Source organism: Enterobacter cloacae complex sp. S3 (assembly GCF_014930495.1).
GTDB classification, from domain to species: Bacteria; Pseudomonadota; Gammaproteobacteria; order Enterobacterales; family Enterobacteriaceae; genus Enterobacter; species Enterobacter asburiae_B.
In genome coordinates this window covers 14,189-36,698 of the sequence record NZ_JADBRD010000031.1, presented here as the reverse complement: position 1 = coordinate 36,698, position 22,510 = coordinate 14,189, and the positions used below count along the sequence as shown (strand labels likewise).

Below are 22,510 nucleotides of genomic sequence, written 5' to 3'. Positions count from 1 at the left end.
CTTAATTCGCCTCATCTGTTCACGATAAATTGCGGTTACTATTCCTTTAGGCTATCTACTTTATTTAGACGTTAATTTTCGTTTCCAGGTAAAGGATACCCTATGAGCCATATTGCGCCGCCGATCGCGCAAGCGGATATAGTAAAATCAAGATCATGGCGGTATGCCATTGCAGGTGCCCGGGACCTGAGAATTGACTTTATGCGCGGGATTGCCCTCGTCATGATGGTCGTGGCGCATACGGAAGTGATGTCGGTATTTAATATATTCTTCTGGGAGCGTTTTGGGTTAACAACCGGCGCAGAAGGCTTTGTCATTCTTTCGGGATTTATGTTGGGGATGTTGAATCGCGCTCGTTTGCAAAAAGTCGTATTACTCACGGTTTCGTGGGGGCTTTATCTCAGGGCGTGGAAAATATATCGTGTAAATATCATTATCATAGTGTCGTTTATTCTCCTGGCCTATATCCCGCATATTAATCTTTTCGAGGTCACTCATTTTACCGACCGATTTTCGGGTGAAAGCTGGTCGCTTTATCCGGTCACGCCACAAATAAAAGAGACCTGGTTCAACATTATCCTCTATTTACAGATTGGCCCCCATCAGACGCAAATTCTGGGGCTGTATATCTTTTTGCTGCTACTCAGCCCGCTATTTTTGGGGATGCTACAGAAGGGTAACGTCTGGTGGCTGCTGGGGGCGTCTCTGCTGGTGTACGGCCTTTGGCAGCGGTGGCCGCTCCGGCTGACGCCGTCGGAATTCGAATTTGCCTTTCCGCTGCTGGCCTGGCAGTTCATCTTTGTGCTGGGCATGGCCAGCGGGTGGTATAAAGCCGAACTGATCTCTTTCGCACGCACGCCTGCAGGTAAAGTGGTGGTGGTTGCGCTGGTGATAGTGGCGCTCATTCTGGGGTTCATAGCACAGAACCATACCAACCCGTTTATGCCCCCCGCGCTGCTGATGCACGTGATTCCGCCTGACGGCTTCAACACCTTTTATCACACATGGGCGGCGAAAAATGGGCTGGGCCCGGTGCGGGTATTAAACGATATCGCCCTGATGGTTACCGTCTATCTGGTGCTGACATACTGCTGGACGCCGCTCGACCGCCTGCTGGGATGGTTTCTTATTCCGTTAGGCCAGCACTCGCTTTATACCTTCATTTTGCATGTGTACGTGGTGCTGCTGGTGAGTCAGTTCATCACCTTCGATTTGTGGCGTCATGCCTGGATAGAAAATACGTTAGTGCATGCTGCGGCACTGGGCATTTTGTGGCTCATGGCAAAATACAACGTCGCTGCACGCTGGATACCTAACTAAGGATGGCGGTTATGCGCGAAAAATGGCTCCTGGCGGGCATCTTACTCGCCGCAATACCCGCGGCGGATGCGGCGCAAAGCAATGAGAAAGAGACGTTGCGCGATAAAAACGGCGAGCCCGTTCAGGCAGGCGTTTTTACCAGCCGGTGGGGGCGCCTGTTCTCAGGCAATGACAAGAAATTTTCAGGCGCTCTGAGCTTTAGTTCTGGGCTGAAAGAGCAGATGGTGAGCGTGCCCAACAGCTCGGACAGCGCCGCGCAGGCGAAAAAAATTAACCAGACGTTGAATCTTAGTCTGCAGTATTCCCCCTACAGCTTCTGGTTTGCCAACATTACCTCCCGGCTGCCGGTCAGGGATACCAACCGCTACACCGCGGATTTTCGCTACAGCTTTGGCTATGACGACTGGCACGCCAACACGTTCAGCCTGGTCTACGGCAACTATGGCGATAACCACTTCTGGACGTCGGGTAGCCGGAGACACACCTATTTCGAACAGGGCGCCTTTACGCTGGCCTATAAGTTTTCGCTACCGAAACCGGTTGAAAACGCGCTCCTGATTAATAAAGGGGACTCTATCATTTGCCAGGTCGGGTACAGCTGGGTTCCGCGCTACTACGACCTCAGCAGCGATGACATCCGCAAAAATAAAAACGTCATGCTCGGCGGCTGCGGCTATACCTTCAAACAACATTTCTTCGTTCGCGCAACGGCGTTCTGGTTCCCGGACAGCAGCCAGCAGCAGCCCTGGAACGGCGATTACAGCTACAGCTTTGGCTATGCGGGCTATACGCCAGGTTCGTTCTCCATCCAGTACGCGAACTATGCGGGGACGCGCTATCCGGGGCACGGCAACGGTAACGCAAAATTCAGGGAAGGGACCGTGAGCCTCATTTGGTTCTTACCGCTATAGGAGGGATATATGTCAGCGCTGCACGTGTTAATCGTTGAAGATTCGCTGATTTATCGTCGGTTACTCTCCCGAATGCTCACCCAGTGGGGGTATATCGTGAGCGAGGCGGAAAATGGCGTCGCCGCGCTGGAAATATTGTCCAGCCAGCCGATCAGCATGGTGATAAGCGACTGGGAGATGCCGGAAATGGACGGGCTTACGCTCTGTCAGACGATCCGCAGCCGTCAGTTTGGCCACTATGTGTATATCATTCTGCTCACGGCCCGCGAGAATGCAGGAGATTTAACGCAGGGTTTTGATGCCGGGGCGGATGATTTTTTAAGCAAGCCCGTCGAACAGGCTGAGTTACGGGCGCGGCTCCATGCCGGGGTACGTATTTTGACGCTGGAAGCGACCCTCGCGGCGCATAATAAGCGCCTGAGTGAAGCGTTACGCCAGATTGAACAGGATCTTGAGCTGGCGGCGCGCGTTCAGCACTCGGTTCTGCCTTCACACCGCCTGCGCTTCGGGAACTACTTTTCCGACTGGCTTTTCTTACCGTCTGCCTGGGTATCGGGCGATGTCTTCAATATTTTTCCTCTGGACTCTCATCTGGGGTTCTACTGCGTTGACGTCTCCGGTCACGGCGTGGGGGCAGCAATGATGTCCCTCGCCGTGGCGCGTCAGTTCCTGCACGGCCGGGTGGTGGATCGTTTTTTGTTTACCGCAGAGGGCGGAATTCAGTCGCCTGCCGAGGTCGTCAGAATACTGAACAGCCGCTTTTGCAGTGAAGAAAACGACATCACCAGCTATTTCACCATCATCTACGGCGTGATCGACCCCGTCAGTGGTCAGGGGTCGTTGTGTCAGGCGGGGCATCCTACTCCCGTGATTGTGAACGCAGAGAGTGCCGTCACTTCCGTTGGCGAGGGTGGACCGCCGGTCGGGCTTATCCCCGACCTCAGCTGGGAGGACGTCGCTTTTACCCTCAATTCAGGGGATCGCTTATGCTTATTCAGTGACGGCATCACGGAATGTGAGAACAGCGAGAGCGAGCAGTTTGGCCCGCAACGTCTGGAACGCTGGCTTCATGAACATGCCCATCTGCCGGTAGACGAGCTCCTGCTGCGTTTCGGACAACACCTGACCGGCTGGCGCAATGCAAATCGTGATGAACCGACCGCCTTAACCGATGACGTTTCACTGTTAGTGATTGAGCGTCAGGGAGAACAGAATGATTATTAACACTGAACGATTACCGAATGCCAACATTCTTACGCCAGCGGTCCGGCGGCTGGATGCGTCCATTGCCGCGGCGTTTAAGGCCACCGTCACGGAAGAAATTGGCAGCGATCGCAAAGCCTTAATTGTCGATTTTAGCAAAGTGGACTTTATCGACAGCAGCGGGCTGGGGATGCTGGTGTCGTTGTTTAAGCTGATGAACGGGAAAGGCGACATGGCGCTGTGCTCCCTGAACCCCGGGATCATGAATATGTTCACCCTGACCCGAATGGATCGCATATTCCGCATCTATCCGGATAAAAACAGCGCGCTTGCGCAGCTGGGGCAGTAGATGCAGACGCCGGAGCATACGGAATTTCCGGCGGAGCTCGGCTCCCTGACGCCGCTTGCTGGCTGGCTGGGAGACCGTCTGAGCGCGCTTGCCGTTGACGATGAGTGGCGTTTCGCGCTCGATCTTGCCGTCTGTGAAGTGGCGACAAATATCATCCGGCACGCGCTGCATGAGGATGCTTCACGTACATTTAGCGTAGAGTTCGTCATTCGGGACCATAATGTCCGCGTTGTCTTTACCGACGCGGGCGATGCATTCCCGCTGGAGCGGCTTGAGGCCGCCCGACGAGACCGCTTCTGCGAAATCTCGCCGTTACTGGAGAGCGGCAGGGGGCTGATGCTCATTTTGCTGAGCGTCGATCGTTTCTCCGTGGAGCGAAAGGCAGATAAAAATATTGCCGCGCTTGAAAAGAAAATAAGCGTATGACCTGCGGGCCATACGCCCGAAATTTCCCTATTTCTTATCAGTGAACAGCTCCGGCGCCCACGGACGCGGATCCACCTCCATAAACGGCGCGCGCTCGAAGCGGTCCTTCAGCGCCCACGGCACCGTGCAGTCGAAGATGGTCTTGCAGGAGATGCCGTTTGCGCGAATTGAGGTGCTGTAATCCGGCGACTGGGACGGATCCAGCTGGTGGCCGCGGATCCCCGGAATATTGGTGATGCTGACATCGCCCTGCATGCGGGTGGTCATCGCCCACAGGATGTCGTCGCTGTCGAAAATATCCACGTCTTCGTCGACAAGAATGATGTTCTTCAGCTCCGAATAGGTGGCTAAGGCAATGAGCGCCGCCTGTCCCTGACGTCCTTCGTCTGACGGCTGGCGTTTTTTCACCTGCAGGATCCCGAGGAATTTACCGCCACCCGCAGTATGCGCATAGACGTTTTGCAGGAAGCCCGGAATCGCCTCTTCAACGGCATTGCGAATGCTGGCTTCCGTCGGTAAACCGGCCAGGGTGGTATGCTCTTCTCCCGGTCCCACCAGCGTTTGCAGGATCGCGTGGTTTCGCATGGTCACGGCTTTCACTTTGATCACGGGAAGGGACGGGTTGGCCTCGCCGCAGTAGCCCGGGAACTCCGGCATCGCGTGGCCGGTGTTGGTATGCTGATCTTCTCTTACGCGCACGCCCGGCAGCACTTCGCCCTCGATGATGATTTCCGCCCGTGCGATCGCTTTCTCTTTTACCGCCACGCCCTGCACCAGTTCGACCGGCTGCTGGCGCAGCGCCCCGGCGACGCCCAGCTCGTTGTAGCCAAACGGCGTGGTGGGCGCCTCAAAGCACGCGCCGATATAGATGGCAGGATCGAGCCCCATATTGATCGTCACCGGCAGCGGTTTTCCGGCCTCTTCCGCCTTTTTGCGGAAGACTTCGATATGCCGACCGGCGGCAAGGAACATGGAAAGCTCGTCGCGCTCCTGAACGCAGAGGCGGTGGATGGTGACATCCGTCAGCGAGCTGTCTTCCGGATCGCTTGCCAGCACCAGCCCCAGACAGAAGAACGGGCCCGCATCAATCGGCGTGTTTGTGGGGGCCGGAAGCAGCTTGCGCAGGTCGAAGTCAGGGTCGTCTGCGTAGAAAACCTGTTCCTGGCAGGGCGCCTGCGAGGCCGGAACCACAACCGGCGCAACCGGCTTTTTCACCGCCTGGCCGACGTGTTTTGCGAGTTCAGAGGGCTCGCAGCCCAGAAGGAGCGCTGCGCGCTCGCGGCTGGCGTGCATGCCCACCAGGATGCGGGAGCCCGGATAGCCCTTCACGCTGTTGAACATCATGGCCGGGCCCGTACGGGTTGGACGTTTTACCGTGCCGCCCGCGCCGATATGGCGGTAGACTCCCGCCAGCTCCGCGTTGGGATCGACCGGATGATCGGTTTCAAGATACTGCCCTTCGTGGCGCTGAAGCAGGGCGATGGCGCTGCGGAGATCGTTGATCGGGTTTTCCATAATTTCCTCCCTCGTTTTGAATACCTCCATTTTTATGGCAATGACCAATAGCATCAATTGCATCATTACTGCTAAATTGATAAGTAAACTCATATCAAAAAAGGAAGCGTTCCGTGCAGTTTCGTCAGATGCGCCATTTCATCGTGGTGGCCGAAGAGCTCCACATGCACCGGGCCGCTGAGCGTCTGAACATGGCGCAACCGGCCCTGAGCCAGCAGATAAAGGCGCTGGAAGAACGTTTAGGCGTCACGCTCTTTAGCCGGGCGAACCGCCGCTTAACCCTGACGCCCGCAGGTGAAGCGTTTCTGGTGAAAGCCAGGCTCGCCATCTCCCTGACCGAGCAGGCGGTTCTGGACGCCAGGCAAACGGCACGGGGCGAGCAGGGGGTATTAAACCTGGGGTGCGTGTCGAGCGCGATGTTCGACGGCAGGCTGCCCGCCGCGCTGCGCCAGATGCATACGCGCTGGCCGGCCATTACCATGTCGCTGGTGACGGGAAACGTGCAGACGCTCTACGCGGCCGTGCAGAGCAACCAGCTCGATGTGGCTATTATCCGGGCGCCGCTGCCGTCGCTGCCTGACGATCTGCAAAGCCGCCCGTTCACGTCAGAGAAAACGGTCCTGGCGCTGTATCGTCAGCACCCGCTGGCGGGATCTTCCGCGCTGACGCTTTCGTCAGTGAAGGACGAAAAATGGATCTCCCTGCGCGACCCGGAGGGAATGGGGCTGGAACAGTACTTTTATGACGCCTGCAGCGGGGCGGGCTTTCAGCCGGACGTGGTGCAAAACGCGACCGACGTGCCCACCGTGATAAGCTTGGTCTCGGCGGGGTTTGGGCTGGCGCTGCTGCCCGCCTCGGCAAAGGCGGTGAGCGTTGAGAACGTGGTGTACGTGGACATCCTCGACCGGCTCCGTGAAAGCGAACTGACGCTGGTTTGCCACCGGATTATTCGCTCAGAAGTGCTTAAAAAATTCCTGATTACCCTCGATCATACCTGACGCCCGGCGGCCTGCAGCAGCTGCTCGCGCAGCCAGGCATTTGCCGGATCCTGGCTGTTTTTCGGGTGCCAGTACATGTAGATGGTAATCGGCTGGAGCGGGAGCGGCGGCGCAAAGAGATCCAGCGTGCCGGCAAACTGTTTCAGCATCCGTTCCGGCAGGGTGCACACCAGGTCGGTACCGGCAACAAGCGCAGGCGCCATGGCGTAGCTCTGCGTGGACATCGCGACGTGCCGCTGGTAGCCCAGCCCGGCCAGGGTTTGATCGACAAAGCCGGTAAACGGATCTCCCGCCGATGACACCACCAGATGAGAAAGCGCGCAGTAGCTTTCCAGGTCTAACGCTCCGGTCCCGCGCGGATGGCCTTTGCGCTGGGCGGTGGCAAACGCATCGTCGAGCAGTTTGCGCCTCACCCAGCCGTCATGGGCACCCGCGCTCACGCCGATGTAGATATCCACATCACCGTTTTCCAGCTGCTGCGGCAGTTCGGACATCTGTGGCAGGGCGAAGCGCAGGCGAATACCTGGAGCTTCGGTACCCACCTGGTTAAGCAGCCCTGTGCCCAGCATCAGCGCCGGGTTTTCGTGCAGCGCGATAACAAAGGTTCGGGTGCTGGTCTGGGCATCAAACGTGGTGGGAGAAAACATCGCGCTGATGCCGCGCAGCACGCTCTCTACCTGCGGCTTAAGCGCTTCCGCTCGCGGCGTGGGTAGCACCCCACGTCCATGTGGGGAGGGAATAAACAGCGGTTCGCCAAACAGCGTTCGCAGACGCGCGAGACGGGCGGAAAGCGCGGGCTGGCTGATGCCCAGCCGCGCGGCCGCATGGGTGATATTCCTGTCCTGAAGCAGGGCGTCCAGGGTCAGGATCAGGTCGATGTCCATGTCAGAGACGGGCGTCATTTTATTTCGCGCTGCCGGCGTCCCGGTTGGTATAGTTCACAGGAACCCAGGCATAGCCGCCGTTTTCGCCTTTGGTGACGTACCCGATACCCGGGAACGGCAGATGTGGCGCGGCAACCAGGTCTTTATTTTTCACAAAGTCTGCAAACGCGTGTTCGCGCACGCTTGCGGCTTTGTTCTGATCTTCATCGTAGGTAATGGTCACGTCAGGCTGCGGGAACTGTACCGCCGCGGCATGAATGATGTCGCCGACAAAGGTGATCTTCTCGCCGTTGCTCGTCAGCGTGTAGAAGGCTGAACCCGGCGTATGGCCGGGATGAACCGTGCCGGTCAGCCCCGGGAGAATCTCAGATGTGCCGCTAAACGGCACCACTTTACCGGCGTCAAGATAGGGTTTTAAGGTCTTCTGCGCGACGTCAAAGTAGTTCTTGCCGTAGCCGGTTTTTTTCTGATTCTCGTCGTTAAAGAAAAAGTCGACGTCCGGTTTGCCAATGAAAACGCGCGCGTTGCTGAACACCACCTTGCCGTCTTTCACCAGGCCGCCCGCGTGATCGGAGTGGGCGTGGGTCAGCAGGACTTCAGTAATGTCCTCGGGTTTAATCCCCTGGGTGGCGAGGCTCTCAATCAGACGTCCGCCGTTGCCGGGGCCAAAGAGCTGGCCTGAGCCCGTATCCACCAGAATTTTATGTCCGGGCATCGCAATCAGGAACGCGTTGATGGATACCTCAGGCGGGTTGGTCTGGAAATTTTTCGCGAGCAGCGCATCGATTTTTTGCGGCGTTGTCCGGCGCAGCAGCTTGTGCAGATCCTGCGCGACGGTCCCGTCCGTAAACGAGGTGACCAGAACGTCGCCGACCTGAACGCTGTATCCGCCCGCCGGTTGTTTAACGACGTGCTGGGGCGTCTCTGCCGACGCCTGCAGCGCAGGGTAGAAAAGCAATGAACTGGAAATCAGCGTAGAAAGAGCAAGTTTTTTCACGGTAAGCATACGAGTCTCCTTTGAAAGCGCTCATCTTACTTCTTCGTAAAATTATAAGAACCTGCCCAGAAATGATAGGACCTATAAACGCAGTGGATAGCACAGCGCAGAAGCCGGGTGGCGATGCTGCCTTTCCCGGCTCGTAACACGTTATTTTTTCAGCGGCGCGTTCCAGCTGTCCGGCGTGGCTTTGGACCAGGAGCCATAAGCGGCATTAGGCAGCACAATCCAGTCGTTTCCGAAGTGTTCCGCGCTGGCTTCAACCAGCTCACGCTGCTGCTCGCTCGGCTTTTTATTTTTAAACTGCACGGCGAAATCCGGCAGGCTGTCGCCAAACAGCATTACGATCTGCTGCTTTTTGAGGATGCTCTGGCGACGCTCTTCCTTGCTGACCGTGTCCAGAAGCACGCTTTCATCGGACACCTGCGGAAGTCCCAGGGCTTTTAACGTCCTGAGCGTATCGGCTTTATTTTCCTGCATACGGTCCGAAACATAATAGATACGGACCTTGCTTTGATTCACATGGTCAAGAAACGCCTTCGCGCCCGGAATTAAGCCGGGTTTTCCCTGTTTTTCCCAGTCGCTCCAGGTGTCCCATTTTGTATAGTCGTGACACTGCTCGGTGTCGCGCACCAGCAGAGGGGTGTTATCCAGCACCGTTTCATCCAGGTCCATTACCACGGCGTAATTTTCAGGCGTTTTCAGCTCTTTTAACTTCTCGTTGAAACGCTCGGTGGCAAACCGATACGTCTGCAGCTGAAGAGCCACGATCTCTGCCGATTTCTGCTGATAGCGCAGCGCCATTTCGTACGCTTTGGGTTCACACAGCTCGCCCCCGGCGGCCGTCGCCGCGGCCGTTGCACTCAAAACAGGTAATGCCAGCAGTAATACCTTAGCCATTGAATTCACACTTTTTTCCTCAACACCCTGGTTAAAATCCCGAAAGCGTAATGAAATTCAATGACAGAAATATGAAGGCCGCACCGCTAGACCAGCATGTAATACCAGAACAGGGCGACTTCGTCTTTTTCCGGTAAGGCGTTGTAGAGATAACGATCGTATCCGCCCAGGGTAAACCCGTAGTTGCGGTAAAACAGACAGGCCGAGACGTTCACATTTTGTGTTTCAAGCCGTAATCCCGGCGCGTTTACGCTGCGGGCCCAGACGTGCGCGGCGGCCATTAATTTTTGCGCGGCGCCGGTTCTGCGTTTCGTGCGCTCCACGGCAATGTAATCCACCGAGATAAACTTATTCCAGCCGATTGACGCGGTAATAAATCCCGCAATTTCACCGTCATCCGTTTCGGCAATAAGAAATATGGCGTCCGGATTAACGCAGTGGTTTTCAAGGGTTTGGATATCGAGCTCGTAGGTTTTAATCCAGGGCACGGCGACGGCTTCGATATGCAAATCGCAGTGGATAAAGGGCTCTCGCGCAATGTGGCTAATGGTGAAAGAAAAGTCACAGCATTCAAGGCGAGCGAGGTCGGTATTGAGTCCTTTTCGAATCTGCATAGTCTTCCCGGTAGTGAGTTATTTCATAAAGAATAGACGAAGCGGTTAAATTCGCTGGCCTAACACACTTTTAATCCTGAACTAAGCTTGTACTTCGTTCCGCGTAAAATGTGGGTCATTCGAGGACAATGAATGGAATTCAGGACATTTCAAAAGCAGTGGGGTGCTGAGTTTATTTCCGATGACGTTGTACGTTTTCGCGTCTGGGCAGAAGGACAGAAAGAACTTACGCTACGTCTGGCCGCCGCCGACGTGCCGATGACGACAGCTGGCGACGGCTGGTTTCAGGCAGACGTACCCGGCGTCACGCACGGTGCAGAATATCAATTTGTTCTGCAGGACGGCATGACGGTGCCCGATCCCGCCTCGCGCGCGCAAAAAGGCGACGTTAACGGCCCCTCCATCGTTATCGATCCCCAACGCTATCAGCCGGTCAACCGGGACTGGGCAGGGCGGCCGTGGGAAGACACGGTTATCTACGAGCTGCACATCGGCACGTTTACCCCGGAGGGTACCTTCCGGGCCGCCATCGACAAGCTGCCGTATCTGGCAGAGCTCGGTATTACCCAGCTTGAAGTGATGCCCGTCTCTCAGTTTGGCGGAACACGCGGCTGGGGGTATGACGGCGTGCTGCTGTACGCCCCGCACTCTGCCTACGGTACGCCGGAGGATTTCCACGCGTTTATCGACGCCGCGCACGGGCTGGGACTCTCCGTGGTGCTGGATATCGTGCTCAACCACTTCGGCCCGGAGGGGAACTATCTGCCGCTGCTGTCGCCCGCGTTTTTTGATGCACAGCGGATGACGCCGTGGGGCAACGGCATCGCTTACGAACGCGAGCCGGTAAGGCAGTACATTACCGATGCGCCGCTCTACTGGCTGACGGAGTACCGTCTGGACGGCCTGCGCTTCGATGCCATCGACCAGATTAAAGACACCTCGGAGACGCACATTCTGGAGGAGATTGCCGCAAAAATCCGCGAGGCGATCCCGCACCGCCACGTTCACCTGACCACGGAAGACAGCCGCAACGTGATTTTCCTGCATCCGCGCGATGAACAGGGCAACACGCCGCTGTTCACCGCCGAGTGGAATGATGACTTCCACAACGCTGCCCACGTGTTTGCCACCGGCGAGACCCACGCGTATTACCAGGATTTTGCCTTTGAGCCGGAGAAAAAGTTCGCCCGGGCGCTGGCGGAAGGCTTTGTCTACCAGGGCGAGATTTCGCTGCAAACCGGCGAATCCCGCGGAGTGGAGTGCCAGACGCAGCCGCCGCAGTTCTTCGTCGATTTTATTCAGAACCACGATCAGACCGGGAATCGCGCCCAGGGCGAGCGGCTGATCGCCCTGGCCGGTGCCGACAAGACGCGGGTGCTGCTTGCCGCGCTGCTGCTTTCTCCCCATATCCCGCTGCTGTTTATGGGCGAGGAGTTTGGTGAAACGCATCCGTTCCTGTTCTTCACCGATTTTCACGGCGATCTGGCGAAGGCGGTGCGGGAAGGGCGCGCGAAAGAGTTTACGGGCCATGCCGGGCACGATGAAACCGTCCCGGATCCGAATGACATGAACACCTTCATCCGTTCAAAACTCGACTGGAATAAGATTGCCACCGACGAAGGCAAAACGTGGCTGCGCTTCACGCGCCACCTGCTGACGCTGCGTCATCGCCATATCGTTCCGCTTCTGCGTCATGGCGGCGCCGTTGAGGGCAAGATAATCAAGACCGCGCCCGGCATGGTGGCGGTGAGCTGGCATTTCACGTCGGGGACGCTCTCTCTGGCGCTGAATATCGGTAATAAGCCCGTCGCGCTGCCCGATCTCGCGGGTGAGACGCGCTTTGCCTGGCCGGAAGTCACTGACGTTTTACCGCCGAACGGTATTGTCGTTCGCTTTGCTGATGGAGAAGCATCGTTATGATCCCTTCCGCCACGTACCGTATTCAGTTCCGCAATGGCATGACCTTCGACCGCGTTGCGGCGCTGGTGCCTTATCTGAAAGATCTTGGCATCAGCCATCTCTACGCGTCGCCCGTATTTACCGCCACAGCGGGTTCCACTCACGGCTATGACGTGACCAACCCGAATGAAATTGACCCCGCAATCGGCGGACGAGACGGTTTCGACCGCATGGCCACGGCGCTTAAGCAGGCCGGCATGGGGCTGATTCTGGACATTGTCCCGAACCATATGTCCACCTCGCTGGAAAACGGCTGGTGGCGGGACGTAATTGAATACGGCCAGCAGAGCCGCTATTTCCGCTATTTCGATATCGACGGGTCGCGCCCGCTAACGCTGCCGTTCCTCGGCGACACCTTTGAGGCGGAGCTGGAGAAGGGTGCGATCGCCCTTAAACGTGACCCTGTCACGAACAAGGTCGCGCTGGTTTACTACGACGCCGAGTATCCGCTCAACCCCGGCACGTACAGCGAGGATAAGAGCATAGCTGAGCTGCATGAAGCGCAAAGCTGGCGGCTGATGTCCTGGCGGGAAGCGCCGAAGCAGCTCTCGTGGCGGCGCTTCTTTGAGATCACCGGGCTGGTCGGCGTTCGGGTTGAAGACGACGCGGTCTTCGACGATACGCACCGGCTGATCCTGGAGCTGGTTCACGCTGGCGTGGTGGACGGCCTGCGAATCGACCACGTCGACGGCCTGGCCGATCCGCTGGGGTATCTGCAGCGCCTGCGGGAGAAAACCGGGCCCGACTGCTACATCACGGTTGAAAAAATTCTCGCGAAGGGAGAACAGCTCCCCGCCGACTGGCCGGTATCCGGCACCACCGGCTACGAGTTTATCGCCTCGCTGGCGGAAGTGCTGGTCGACGACGATAACCTGTCGCGCCTGGAGACCATCCACGACGAAACGCTGGGGATAACGGTCGATCGCCACGCGGAACTGCGCGATGCCAAGGGCCTGATGACCGATCGCAATTTTGAGGGTGAATTCACCACGCTGCTTAACCTTGCTGACGATCTGGCCCGCCGCAATGAGGTTGCGCTACCGCGCGAGGAGATCCGCCACGCGCTGCGCGAGCTGCTTATCGCCTTTCCGGTCTACCGCACCTACGGTACCCGGGAAGGATTAACCCCGCCGGACGTGGCGCTGCTTAACCGCGTGATCGCCAGCGTGGAGACGTCTGAAGCGCCGCTGAGCCTGCTTGTGCGCATTCTTACCGGCGACCTGCCGGAAGATTGCCGCGAGTCCGCCGCGCTGTTCAGAACCCGCTTCCAGCAGCTTACCGGGCCGCTGATGGCGAAGTCCGTTGAAGACACGCTGTTCTTCCGCCACAACCTCGAGCTGGCGCTCAATGAAGTGGGCGCCGACCCGACGCCGCGCGCGTTTTCATTATCCCGCTTCCACCAGGAGATGCGCATTCGTCTCGCCCGACAGCCCGACGCGCTGCTGGGCACCTCCACGCACGATACCAAGCGCGGGGAAGACGCCCGGGCGCGTCTCTACACCCTGACGGAAGCGCCGGAACGCTGGGGGGAAAATCTGGCCCGCTGGCGGCAGATGAACCAGACTCAGGTGCGTTTTCTCAATGACGGTACCGCGCCGAACGCTGCCGATACCTGGATGATCTACCAGGCGCTGGCGGGCGTCTGGCCCGCCACGCAGTCGCCGGACGACGCCGAAGGGCTTAAAGCACTCGACGCGCGATTCATCGGCTTCCTCGAGAAAGCGCTGCGCGAGGCAAAACAGCGCACCGACTGGATAGACAGCAACGAGAGCTATGAGAGCGTGGTGCTGAGCTACGCGCGGCACCTGCTTTCGCCGGACAACGTGCTGTTCCTGCAGGATTTTAGCGAGGCGATGCAGCCCTTTATCCGCGCCGGGCTGATGAACAGCCTCAGCCAGACGGTAATCAAGCTGACGGCTCCCGGCGTGCCGGATATCTATCAGGGCAGCGAGGCGCTCAACTTTAGCCTCGTTGACCCGGATAACCGACGGGAGCCGGACTTCAACGCGCTGGTGCACAACCTCAGCGCGGCGGATGCCACGGTGTTTGATAACCCGGCCTGCTGGCGAGACGGGCGCGTTAAGCAGTTCGTCACCGCCACGCTGCTGCGGCTGCGTCCGCATTACGACGCGCTTTTCCGCTACGGCGACTGGCTGCCGCTTAAGGTCACCGGCGAGCGCGAGGAGAACCTGATTGTCTATGCCCGCGTTAAGGACGAGGAGGCGCTGATTGTCGCCGTACCGCGTCTGGTTTTTGATGTCACCGATAATCATCAGCTGTGGGTCAATACCACGGTGGCGATACCCGAAGAGCTGACGGGGAAACGCTATCGGGATCTGTTCAGCGGTGAGAGCCGCATTCTGCAAGAGACGCTGGATTTAACGTCAGAAAAGGGATGTGTACTGGTTCTGCTTACCTGCGAATAATCGTGGAGAACGAAAATGGCAAAGGATACTACGTTTGAAATTCGGGCCGGTCATGGCCAGCAGTTGGGGGCGAATTATGACGGGAAGGGCGTCAACTTCGCGCTGTTCTCCGCTCACGCCGAGCGGGTGGAGCTCTGTCTGTTTGATCCGTCCGGGAAAAACGAAATCGCCCGGCTGGAGCTGCCGGAATATACCCATGAGGTCTGGCACGGCTATGTGCCGGACCTGAAGCCCGGCGCGCTGTACGGCTATCGCGTCTACGGCCCTTACGATCCGGAAAACGGCCACCGCTTTAACCCGCACAAGCTGCTTATCGACCCCTACGCCCGCGAACTGGTGGGCGATATCGACTGGAACGATGCCCATTTCGGCTATGAGCTGGGGCATGACGAGTTAGATTTAAGCTTTGACACGCGCGACAGCGCGCCGTTCACGCCGAAGTGCAAGGTCATCGACCCGAACGCCTTTGACTGGCAGGACAACAGCCGGCCAAACGTGCCCTGGCCGCATACCGTCGTCTATGAGAGCCACGTGAAGGGCTTTACCCAGATGAACCCGGCCATCCCGCAGGAGCTGCGCGGCACGTTTGAGGGGATGGGACACAAAGCCTCGGTCGACTACATCAAGAGTCTTGGCATCACCTCGGTGGAGCTTCTGCCGGTTCACTGGTTCCCGGACGACCAGCATCTGCTCGATCGCGGCCTGAAGAACTTCTGGGGCTATAACACCCTCGGCTTTTTTGCTCCGGCGTCGCGCTACTACGGCCCGGCGGGGATCCAGGGCTTTCGCGACATGGTACGCGCGTATCACGATGCGGGCATCGAGGTGATTCTGGACGTGGTGTACAACCATACGGCGGAAGGAAACGAGCTTGGTCCCACGCTCTCGTTTAAGGGGATTGATAACTACAGCTATTACCGCACCCTGCCGGACCAGCACCGGTACTACATCAACGACACCGGGACGGGAAACACGGTCAACACCTCGCACCCGCGCGTGCTGCAGATGGTGATGGATTCGCTGCGCTACTGGGCGGAATCGATGCATATTGACGGTTTTCGTTTCGACCTGGGGACGATACTGGGCCGCGAGCCGGAAGGGTTTGACCCGCGCGGCGGTTTCTTCGACGCCATGACTCAGGATCCGGTGTTATCAAGACTTAAGCTGATTGGTGAACCCTGGGACATCGGTCCCGGCGGGTATCAGGTCGGCGGTTTCCCGCCGGGCTGGGGTGAGTGGAACGACAAATACCGCGATACCGTACGCGAGTACTGGAAGGGCGATAACGTCTCCAACGACTTTGCCGCACGGCTGCTGGGATCCGGGGATCTGTACGATCTGCGCGGGCGTCGTCCGTGGGCCAGCGTCAACTTCATCACCGCTCACGACGGCTTTACGCTGAATGACCTGGTGTCGTACAACGAGAAGCACAACGCCGACAACGGCGAGGACAATAACGACGGGCATAACGATAATCGCTCGTACAACTATGGCGAAGAAGGGCCGACGGAGAACCCGGATATTATTGCCACCCGCGAACGGCAGAAGCGGAATTTCCTGACCACGCTGCTGTTTTCCCACGGCACGCCGATGCTGCTGGCGGGGGACGAGTTTGGCCGCACGCAGAAGGGCAACAACAACGGTTACTGCCAGGACAGCGAAATCTCGTGGATCGACTGGAACGGGATAACCGAAAACGACGCTGCGCTGCGCGAGTTTACCCGACGGCTCATTGACCTTCGCGCGCAACAGCCGCTGCTGCGCCGTGAAAGCTGGCGCGACGGGCTGGAGATCCGCTGGTTCAATGCCGGCGGCGGCCCGCAGCAGGCCGAGCAGTGGGATGAAGGCTCGACGCTCGGCGTCTCCATCAGCAGGCCGGATCTCAGGCAGGAGGACGGCATCTGGCACGACGTGCTGACGCTGTTCAACCCGTTTGAAGGGACCGTGCCGTTCCAGATCCCGCAGTTTGGCGAAGGGGGATGGGTGCTGGAGCTGTCTACGGCAGAGGACGCTGCCACCGGGACAGCGTTCACCGAAACCGTGGAGTACGAACTGGCCGGACGCAGTATTACTCTCTTCAGACGTCCTTAGCCCTAGAGTGATGCCGCCGCGCGGGCGGCGGTGTCATACAGGGAGGAGATCGTGCGTAACAGCTGCGCGGTCTCGCCAATCGACTTCCCGGCAATGCCGCTCTCCGCGTGGATAGCGATCAGACACGCCTCCCGCACGTCCCGGTACTTCATGCACAACGCTTTCCCTTCCTCGGTAGTCGAGAAAAAGAGCTCTTTGCCCGCTTTCTCGCTCGTCACGTAGCCCGCTTTGACCAGCTTTTTCAGGGCGTAGGTCACCACGTGGGTATCTTCCACGTTAAGTACGAAACAGATATCGGCCAGCTTTTTCTTGCGGTCGCGGTGGTTCACATGATGCAGCAGCGAGACGTCAAATGCGCCCATATCGGGCTCGCCGGCAGCGGCCATGCAGCGCACCATCCATTTATTGAACGCGTTACTGGTCATGATCAGCGCGTACTCCAGCTCTGACAGTTCCGCGCAGCGCTCGGACACCAGGTGGCGGGACGAGACGATTCGGCCGTCGTTGATATCGTCGTGAGGGGGGGTAGCACTCTTTTCCGAGGTCATAACGTTCCTTAGCCAGAAATGTAAACTCATCGATAAAATAAGAACATTTTATTGATAATTTGTTTACATGTTTTTGAGGTTCAGATATAGCTTTTTAGCGCAGGTTTTCCGAAACCTGTCGAAAAACACAACATCGCTCGCCGCAAAATAAAAAAATAGCCGTCGGCGCGCAACGCTCACTTTGGATAGGGTAAACGTTATGGACGGTACTACGCTGTTGCCGCTGATCGGGATACCGATCGTGGTTATTGGTTTTGCACTGCGCTTCAACCCGCTGCTGGTGGTCGTAGTGGCGGGGCTGGCGACGGGTCTGCTGGTTGGTATGGATTTCGGGATGCTGCTGGAGACCTTTGGCGAAAAGTTCGTGAATAGCCGCTCGCTGGCGACCTTCATTCTGATTCTGCCCGTGATTGGTCTGCTGGAATATTACGGGCTCAAGGAGCGTGCCCAGGCCTGGGTGGCGAAGATCGCCAGCGCGACCTCGGCGCGTATTCTGATGCTCTATTTTGTCGCCCGTGAAGGCACCGCCGCGCTGGGGCTGATGTCGCTGGGCGGTCATGCCCAGACGGTGCGTCCGCTGCTGGCCCCGATGGCCGAAGGGGCGGCGCTGAACGAATACGGCGAGCTGCCGCAGCACATCCGCGACAAAATCAAAGCCCATGCCGCCGCGTGTGACAACATCGCGGTCTTCTTTGGGGAAGATATCTTCATTGCCTTTGGCGCGGTGCTGCTGATCGACGCGTTCCTGAAAGAGAATGGCATTCAGGGCATCGAACCGCTGCATATTGGCCTTTGGGCCATCCCAACCGCCATTGCGGCATTAGTTATTCATATGACGCGCCTGCTGCGCCTGGATGCCAGCATCCGTCGCGACGTCATGGCCTGGCGCGCGGAGCAGGGCACGCAGGGGGCCGCGCAATGATGACGCTTATCACCATTAACCGCGTGTACTACCTGATCGGCTTCGTCGTGATGCTGCTGGTTGTGATGACCCTGCGCGATCGCGCCAATCCGAAGCGTTTTACCACGGCGCTGTTCTGGTTTTTATTTGGCGGGATCTTCCTGTTCGGCGATCTGATGGTGCAGGAGCTGGGGAAATCGCTGGCGTACCGGATAATCGGCGGGGGCGTCATCGCTATCGCGCTGCTGGCGGGTTTTGGTCTGGTCGGAAAAGGGCACTATAAAATGTCCACCGAAGACGAACGTCTCGCCTCGTCAAACCGCCTTAAAAACTGGCTATTTTTGCCCGCGCTGATGATCCCGGTGGTGACGGTTATCGGGACGCTGTTCCTGAAGGGCGTGTCGGTTGGCGGCGTGTTCCTGCTCGATCAGAAACAGCTTACCCTGGCGGCGCTGTGCGTGGCCTGCGTCGCGGCGATCCTCACCGGATGGTGGCTGACCAAAGGCACGCCGCTGCACGCCATTCGCCAGTCTCGCCGTCTTGTCGACACCATCGGCTGGGCGGTGATCCTGCCGCAGATGCTGGCCATGCTCGGCGGCGTGTTCGTGGCGGCCAATACCGGTGACTCGGTGCAGAAGGTGGTGAGCCTGTTCGTTAATCCGGATAACCGCTTTATGCTGGTGGTGATTTACTGCGTGGGGATGGCGCTGTTTACCATGATCATGGGGAATGCGTTTGCGGCCTTCCCGGTGCTGAGCGCGGGGATCGCCTTGCCGTTTCTGATCAACGTGCATCACGGCAACCCGGCGCCGCTGCTGGCGATTGGCATGTACGCGGGCTACTGCGGCACGCTGATGACGCCGATGGCCGCTAACTTCAACATTGTTCCCGCCGCGCTGCTGGAGCTGAAAGATAAATATCAGGTGATCAAGATCCAGATCCCGACCGCGTTAACCCTGCTGGTGGTGAACGTGTTCCTCATGTATTTCCTCGTGTTTCGCTAAGGAGCTGTTATGGAATTAACGCAACATCAGGCTGACGCGTTTGCCCGCATGCCTTTGACCTATTTGCGCCAGGAATACCCGAACCACATCATGCACCTGCTGAATGATGATGGTGACGTTCTGCCGCCGCGCGAACTGCACCCCATTTTCTACGGCTGTTTCGACTGGCACTCGGCGGTGCACGGCTACTGGCTGCTGCTGCGCTGCGTGCGCCTCTACCCGGAGCTGCCGAGCCGGGACGCGATCGTCGCGCTTGTCGACGAGCACCTGACGGAAGAGAACGTGGCGAAGGAGCTGGCCTATTTCACCGCGCCGTTCCGCGCCTCGTTTGAGCGCCCGTATGGCTACGGCTGGCTGCTGGCGCTGGCCCAGGAGCTAAAGCAGTCGTCGCTGCCGCAGGCCGCAGGCTGGTACCGGACGCTTGAGCCGTTAACCCAGGATATTCGTAACCGCCTGGTAGATTATCTCAGCAAGCTCACCTATCCGATCCGCGTCGGGACGCACTACAACACGGCGTTTGCCCTCGCGCTTGGGTTGGACTACGCCCGAGCAGTAGAAGATAGCGCGCTTGAGCAGGCGATTGTCACGGCGGCGGAGCGATTTTATCTCGCCGACACGCGCTATCCGGCCCACTACGAGCCCGGCGGTGATGAGTATATTTCCGGCGCGCTGACGGAAGCGCTGCTGATGAGCAAGGTGCAGAAAGACTTCCCGGCCTGGTTTGACGCGTTTCTCCCGGAGGCGGGCACCATTGCGGCGCTGATGAACCCGGCGGAAGTGAGCGACCGTACCGACCCGAAAATTGCCCATCTCGACGGGTTAAACCTCAGCCGCGCCTGGTGCATGAAGCACATTGCCAGAGCGCTTCCCGCAAACCATCCGGCGCAGCAGGCGCTGCGCGAGGCGGTGGCGAAACACCTGACGGCAAGCGTTGAGCATGTGGTCGGCAGCCACTACAGCGGCGGGCACTGGCTGGCGAGCTTTGCGCTGCTGGCGCTGGCGTAAAAGAACGCGCTGCGCTGCAAGGTGCTGCATCAGTCTAGGCTGACGCCCGAACCGCAGGGCTCAGCCTGCTCACGCTAAACAACACCGATCCCGTTGAGGCGATGACGGCTATCCACAGCGCAAAATGCACGGCCCGGTCATGGTCTGATCCGGCCGTCGCCAGCAGCACGCCCACCGCGGCGGCACCGAGACACTGGCCGAATGTCCTTACAATCGACAACACGCCGGAGGCATAGCTGGCATATTCCCGCGCCACGTTAGAGAGCATCTCCCGGTTATTGGGGCTCTGAAAGCAGCCAAACCCAATCCCGCAAACCAGGCTGCGCAGGCTGATATTCCATGCGGAAGGATTTTCCGGCAACGTCGCTAGCAGGACCAGCCCACAGACAAAAATCATCAGCCCGATTGTCGAGATCAGCGGCGCGGAAATCGTATCTGCCCAGCGTCCCGCGTGCGGCGCGATCAGCACGATGCCAATCGGCCACGGGGTGAACAGCAGCGCGGAGACCACCGGGCTGTAGCCATACACGCTCTGAAACAGAAACGGCAGCGCGACAAAGGTGATGCCCTGACTGACAAACGAGGCCAGCGAGGTCAGGGCGGCGAGGGTAAAGCGTCCGTTTTTAAACATGACGGGCGGCAGGATGGGGCTTCGCGCGCGCCGAATCCGCCAGATAAAGGCGAGGGCGCTGACCAGCGCGAGCAGCCCCCAGCCTGTGGCCGTCTGGTTGATGTTTTGCGTCACGTGCTGAAGGCTGTCGGCCAGCATGATTGCTGAACCTAACAGCACGGCGGAGAGCACGGCGCCCGGCGCGTCAAAGGGCGAGCGGTCAACGGCCGTTTCCCGCGGCAAGGCCCGCCATGCCAGCAGCAGGGCGACGCTGCCCGGAACAATGTTAATGGCGAACAGCCACTGCCAGCTCAGCGCGTCCAGTATGGTTCCGCCCAGCACGGGGGCAATCGCCGTGCTGGAGGCGATAAGCAGGGCGTGCAGCCCCAGAATACGCCCAAGCAGTCGACCCGGAAAAACGGATCGCAGGATTGCCGGGGCGATACTCAGGGTGGCCGCACCGCCGATGCCCTGCAGAATACGCATGCCGGTTAACATTTCCGGCGTCGCTGCCAGCGCGCAGCCGAGTGAGGTGAGCGTAAAGGTGGCAAGCCCAACAAGAAACACCGGGCGATAGCCCACGCGCGCCGCCAGCGCCGCGAAGATGGCTAACGTCATTGCCGCTGAAAGCAGGTAACCGTTGGAGAACCAGACCGCAACGTTTGCGGGTACCTGCATCGCCCTTGCCATGGAGGGCAGCGCGATGTTGATCATGGTGCCGTCAAAGACGCCCATCAGCGTGGTGGTCATGACGGCGGCCATGACCCGGGCGCGTTCATGACCGGGTAAGCCTTCATCGCCGGGCAGGTTTGAAAAAAGCGTCATCGTCGTTACTCCGCATAAGAATAGTGATGACGAAACTATAAGCATGCGGTATACAGGGCGGAAGACGCATCAGCTGCACTTAATCGTTGCATATAACGCCTTATCTTAGGAGTCACCGTGTCCGATCCTGACTTTAACCTTCTGGTTGCGCTCGACGTTCTGCTGGCCGAAGCCAGCGTGGCGGGCGCGGCGCGACGTTTGAACCTCAGCACTTCCGCCATGAGCCGCACCCTGAGCAGGCTGCGGGAGGTGACCGGCGATCCTATCCTGGTGCGGGCCGGTCGTCATATGGTGCTGACGCCCTGGGGAGAAGCCACGCGGGACCGCGCCAGAAGCGCCGTGCATGAGGCGAGGGCGGTGCTGCAGCCTTCCACCGACGCGCTGAAGGTGGAAAATCTCGAGCGTCTGTTCACCATCAGAGCCAACGACGGCTTTGTGGTGGCGTTTGGGCCACTGCTGATTGCGGCGGTGGCGAGCGTTGCGCCCGGGGTGTGCATCCGCTTCTCGCCGAAACCTGAAAAAACCTCGCGCTATTTGCGTGAGGGGCTGGTCGACCTGGAGATCGGCGTGCAGAGCAATATGGGCCCGGAAATACGGCTGCAACGGCTCTTTCAGGATAGGTTTGTTGGCGCGGTGCGTAAGGGACACCCGCTGTCATTACGGCCTGACGTCAGCCTTGACGATTATGTCGCGTGGGGCCACGTGGTGGCCTCGCCGGACGGATCGCTACACGGGTTTGTCGATGACGCGCTGGCGGAACGGGGGATGAAGCGCAAGGTCGCCAGCGTGGTGCCTGGATTTCCAACGGCGCTATCCGTGGCGCTGGCGTCCGATCTGATTGCCATGGTGCCGGCGCTGTACCTGCTCAATCAGCCGATGAACGAGCGCGTACACGTCTTTGAACTGCCGTTTAAAACCCGGACCATTACGGTGTCACAGATGTGGCATCCGCGCATGGAAAGGGAACCGGGGCATCGATGGCTCAGGGAAAAAGTACTGGAAGTGTGTCGGGCCGTGCGCTGAC

General features: G+C 58.6%; 20 protein-coding genes. 13 read left to right on the top strand and 7 right to left on the bottom strand.

From position 1 onward, the window contains the following. Positions 1-102 precede the first annotated feature (102 nt). From opgC to IM317_RS17725, 5 genes are read left to right on the top strand one after another with little or no spacing between them, the layout of a single operon-like run. Entirely contained in the window at positions 103-1,320 is a 1,218-nt protein-coding gene (gene opgC / locus IM317_RS17745) for an OpgC domain-containing protein (protein ID WP_033145595.1), read from the top strand. Between the two features lie 11 nt (positions 1,321-1,331). Further along, positions 1,332-2,231 carry a hypothetical protein gene (locus IM317_RS17740; protein ID WP_080277787.1) on the top strand — a complete coding sequence of 300 codons (900 nt, stop codon included), beginning with the start codon at positions 1,332-1,334 and terminating at the stop codon, positions 2,229-2,231. A 9-nt stretch (positions 2,232-2,240) separates the two neighbouring features. After that, entirely contained in the window at positions 2,241-3,455 is a 1,215-nt protein-coding gene (locus tag IM317_RS17735) for a PP2C family protein-serine/threonine phosphatase (protein ID WP_033145593.1), read from the top strand. After that, positions 3,445-3,783, top strand: a complete 339-nt coding sequence (locus IM317_RS17730) for an STAS domain-containing protein (protein ID WP_033145592.1) — start codon at positions 3,445-3,447, stop codon at positions 3,781-3,783. The genes IM317_RS17735 and IM317_RS17730 overlap by 11 nt, the downstream gene beginning before the upstream one ends. Next, a complete protein-coding gene (locus IM317_RS17725; protein WP_033145591.1) occupies positions 3,784-4,209 on the top strand; it encodes an ATP-binding protein in 426 nt (141 codons plus the stop codon). It begins immediately after the preceding gene. Positions 4,210-4,236: 27 nt separating this feature from the next. Here the strand turns inward: IM317_RS17725 and IM317_RS17720 are convergent, their stop codons facing one another. Next, positions 4,237-5,724, bottom strand: coding sequence for a UbiD family decarboxylase (locus IM317_RS17720; protein WP_033145590.1), 1,488 nt, complete (start codon positions 5,722-5,724; stop codon positions 4,237-4,239). A 113-nt stretch (positions 5,725-5,837) separates the two neighbouring features. Between IM317_RS17720 and IM317_RS17715 the strand changes: the two genes are divergently transcribed. After that, positions 5,838-6,722 (top strand): LysR substrate-binding domain-containing protein, encoded by an 885-nt coding sequence (locus IM317_RS17715; protein ID WP_033145589.1) that lies wholly within the window; start codon positions 5,838-5,840, stop codon positions 6,720-6,722. Here the strand turns inward: IM317_RS17715 and IM317_RS17710 are convergent. The 4 genes from IM317_RS17710 to IM317_RS17695 form a co-directional block, all read right to left on the bottom strand. Continuing rightward, positions 6,713-7,624: a LysR family transcriptional regulator gene (locus tag IM317_RS17710; protein WP_033145588.1), complete on the bottom strand. Its 912-nt coding sequence runs from the start codon at positions 7,622-7,624 to the stop codon at positions 6,713-6,715. The two genes, IM317_RS17715 and IM317_RS17710, sit on opposite strands and share 10 nt — an antisense overlap. A gap of 1 nt (position 7,625) precedes the next feature. Then, on the bottom strand, positions 7,626-8,612 hold the full coding sequence (locus IM317_RS17705) for an MBL fold metallo-hydrolase (protein ID WP_033145587.1): 987 nt from the start codon (positions 8,610-8,612) through the stop codon (positions 7,626-7,628). A gap of 141 nt (positions 8,613-8,753) precedes the next feature. Further along, positions 8,754-9,503 carry a 5'-nucleotidase, lipoprotein e(P4) family gene (locus IM317_RS17700; protein ID WP_198922072.1) on the bottom strand — a complete coding sequence of 250 codons (750 nt, stop codon included), beginning with the start codon at positions 9,501-9,503 and terminating at the stop codon, positions 8,754-8,756. A gap of 86 nt (positions 9,504-9,589) precedes the next feature. After that, a complete protein-coding gene (locus IM317_RS17695) occupies positions 9,590-10,117 on the bottom strand; it encodes a GNAT family N-acetyltransferase (RefSeq protein ID WP_033145585.1) in 528 nt (175 codons plus the stop codon). 132 nt (positions 10,118-10,249) lie between these two features. Between IM317_RS17695 and treZ the strand changes: the two genes are divergently transcribed. The 3 genes from treZ to glgX are packed head-to-tail and all read left to right on the top strand — an operon-like array spanning position 10,250 to position 16,593. Further along, the gene (gene treZ / locus IM317_RS17690; protein ID WP_033145584.1) at positions 10,250-12,037 is read left to right on the top strand and encodes a malto-oligosyltrehalose trehalohydrolase; all 1,788 of its coding nucleotides are present in this window, start codon (positions 10,250-10,252) and stop codon (positions 12,035-12,037) included. Then, complete coding sequence (treY, locus tag IM317_RS17685; protein ID WP_033145583.1) at positions 12,034-14,502, top strand: malto-oligosyltrehalose synthase; 2,469 nt, start codon at positions 12,034-12,036, stop codon at positions 14,500-14,502. The genes treZ and treY overlap by 4 nt, the downstream gene beginning before the upstream one ends. Before the next feature lie 15 nt (positions 14,503-14,517). Continuing rightward, entirely contained in the window at positions 14,518-16,593 is a 2,076-nt protein-coding gene (gene glgX / locus IM317_RS17680) for a glycogen debranching protein GlgX (protein ID WP_033145582.1), read from the top strand. 2 nt (positions 16,594-16,595) lie between these two features. Here the strand turns inward: glgX and IM317_RS17675 are convergent, their stop codons facing one another. Beyond that, complete coding sequence (locus IM317_RS17675) at positions 16,596-17,141, bottom strand: winged helix DNA-binding protein (protein WP_033145581.1); 546 nt, start codon at positions 17,139-17,141, stop codon at positions 16,596-16,598. Positions 17,142-17,340: 199 nt separating this feature from the next. Here IM317_RS17675 and IM317_RS17670 point away from each other — a divergent pair, with 199 nt between their 5' ends. Genes IM317_RS17670 through IM317_RS17660 form a run of 3 tightly spaced genes read left to right on the top strand, consistent with a single transcriptional unit; the run spans position 17,341 to position 20,051 of the window. Further along, on the top strand, positions 17,341-18,063 hold the full coding sequence (locus IM317_RS17670) for a DUF969 domain-containing protein (protein WP_033145580.1): 723 nt from the start codon (positions 17,341-17,343) through the stop codon (positions 18,061-18,063). Further along, on the top strand, positions 18,060-19,046 hold the full coding sequence (locus IM317_RS17665) for a DUF979 domain-containing protein (RefSeq protein ID WP_033145579.1): 987 nt from the start codon (positions 18,060-18,062) through the stop codon (positions 19,044-19,046). The genes IM317_RS17670 and IM317_RS17665 overlap by 4 nt, the downstream gene beginning before the upstream one ends. 9 nt (positions 19,047-19,055) lie before the next feature. Beyond that, positions 19,056-20,051, top strand: a complete 996-nt coding sequence (locus IM317_RS17660) for a DUF2891 domain-containing protein (RefSeq protein ID WP_033145578.1) — start codon at positions 19,056-19,058, stop codon at positions 20,049-20,051. Between the two features lie 34 nt (positions 20,052-20,085). Here IM317_RS17660 and IM317_RS17655 read toward each other — a convergent pair whose 3' ends face one another. Then, the gene (locus IM317_RS17655) at positions 20,086-21,486 is read right to left on the bottom strand and encodes an MFS transporter (RefSeq protein ID WP_033145577.1); all 1,401 of its coding nucleotides are present in this window, start codon (positions 21,484-21,486) and stop codon (positions 20,086-20,088) included. A gap of 117 nt (positions 21,487-21,603) precedes the next feature. Here IM317_RS17655 and IM317_RS17650 point away from each other — a divergent pair, with 117 nt between their 5' ends. Then, on the top strand, positions 21,604-22,509 hold the full coding sequence (locus IM317_RS17650) for a LysR family transcriptional regulator (RefSeq protein WP_033145576.1): 906 nt from the start codon (positions 21,604-21,606) through the stop codon (positions 22,507-22,509). Position 22,510: the final 1 nt, after the last annotated feature.

What these genes read in the sequence shown, in the direction of transcription:
- opgC (WP_033145595.1), top strand. Translation starts at nt 103, where the DNA reads ATGAGCCATATTGCGCCGCCGATCGCGCAAGCGGATATAGTAAAATCA.
- IM317_RS17740 (WP_080277787.1), top strand. Translation starts at nt 1,332, where the DNA reads ATGCGCGAAAAATGGCTCCTGGCGGGCATCTTACTCGCCGCAATACCC.
- IM317_RS17735 (WP_033145593.1), top strand. Translation starts at nt 2,241, where the DNA reads ATGTCAGCGCTGCACGTGTTAATCGTTGAAGATTCGCTGATTTATCGT.
- IM317_RS17730 (WP_033145592.1), top strand. Translation starts at nt 3,445, where the DNA reads ATGATTATTAACACTGAACGATTACCGAATGCCAACATTCTTACGCCA.
- IM317_RS17725 (WP_033145591.1), top strand. Translation starts at nt 3,784, where the DNA reads ATGCAGACGCCGGAGCATACGGAATTTCCGGCGGAGCTCGGCTCCCTG.
- IM317_RS17720 (WP_033145590.1), bottom strand. Translation starts at nt 5,724, where the DNA reads ATGGAAAACCCGATCAACGATCTCCGCAGCGCCATCGCCCTGCTTCAG.
- IM317_RS17710 (WP_033145588.1), bottom strand. Translation starts at nt 7,624, where the DNA reads ATGACGCCCGTCTCTGACATGGACATCGACCTGATCCTGACCCTGGAC.
- IM317_RS17705 (WP_033145587.1), bottom strand. Translation starts at nt 8,612, where the DNA reads ATGCTTACCGTGAAAAAACTTGCTCTTTCTACGCTGATTTCCAGTTCA.
- IM317_RS17700 (WP_198922072.1), bottom strand. Translation starts at nt 9,503, where the DNA reads ATGGCTAAGGTATTACTGCTGGCATTACCTGTTTTGAGTGCAACGGCC.
- IM317_RS17695 (WP_033145585.1), bottom strand. Translation starts at nt 10,117, where the DNA reads ATGCAGATTCGAAAAGGACTCAATACCGACCTCGCTCGCCTTGAATGC.
- treZ (WP_033145584.1), top strand. Translation starts at nt 10,250, where the DNA reads ATGGAATTCAGGACATTTCAAAAGCAGTGGGGTGCTGAGTTTATTTCC.
- treY (WP_033145583.1), top strand. Translation starts at nt 12,034, where the DNA reads ATGATCCCTTCCGCCACGTACCGTATTCAGTTCCGCAATGGCATGACC.
- glgX (WP_033145582.1), top strand. Translation starts at nt 14,518, where the DNA reads ATGGCAAAGGATACTACGTTTGAAATTCGGGCCGGTCATGGCCAGCAG.
- IM317_RS17675 (WP_033145581.1), bottom strand. Translation starts at nt 17,141, where the DNA reads ATGACCTCGGAAAAGAGTGCTACCCCCCCTCACGACGATATCAACGAC.
- IM317_RS17670 (WP_033145580.1), top strand. Translation starts at nt 17,341, where the DNA reads ATGGACGGTACTACGCTGTTGCCGCTGATCGGGATACCGATCGTGGTT.
- IM317_RS17665 (WP_033145579.1), top strand. Translation starts at nt 18,060, where the DNA reads ATGATGACGCTTATCACCATTAACCGCGTGTACTACCTGATCGGCTTC.
- IM317_RS17660 (WP_033145578.1), top strand. Translation starts at nt 19,056, where the DNA reads ATGGAATTAACGCAACATCAGGCTGACGCGTTTGCCCGCATGCCTTTG.
- IM317_RS17655 (WP_033145577.1), bottom strand. Translation starts at nt 21,486, where the DNA reads ATGACGCTTTTTTCAAACCTGCCCGGCGATGAAGGCTTACCCGGTCAT.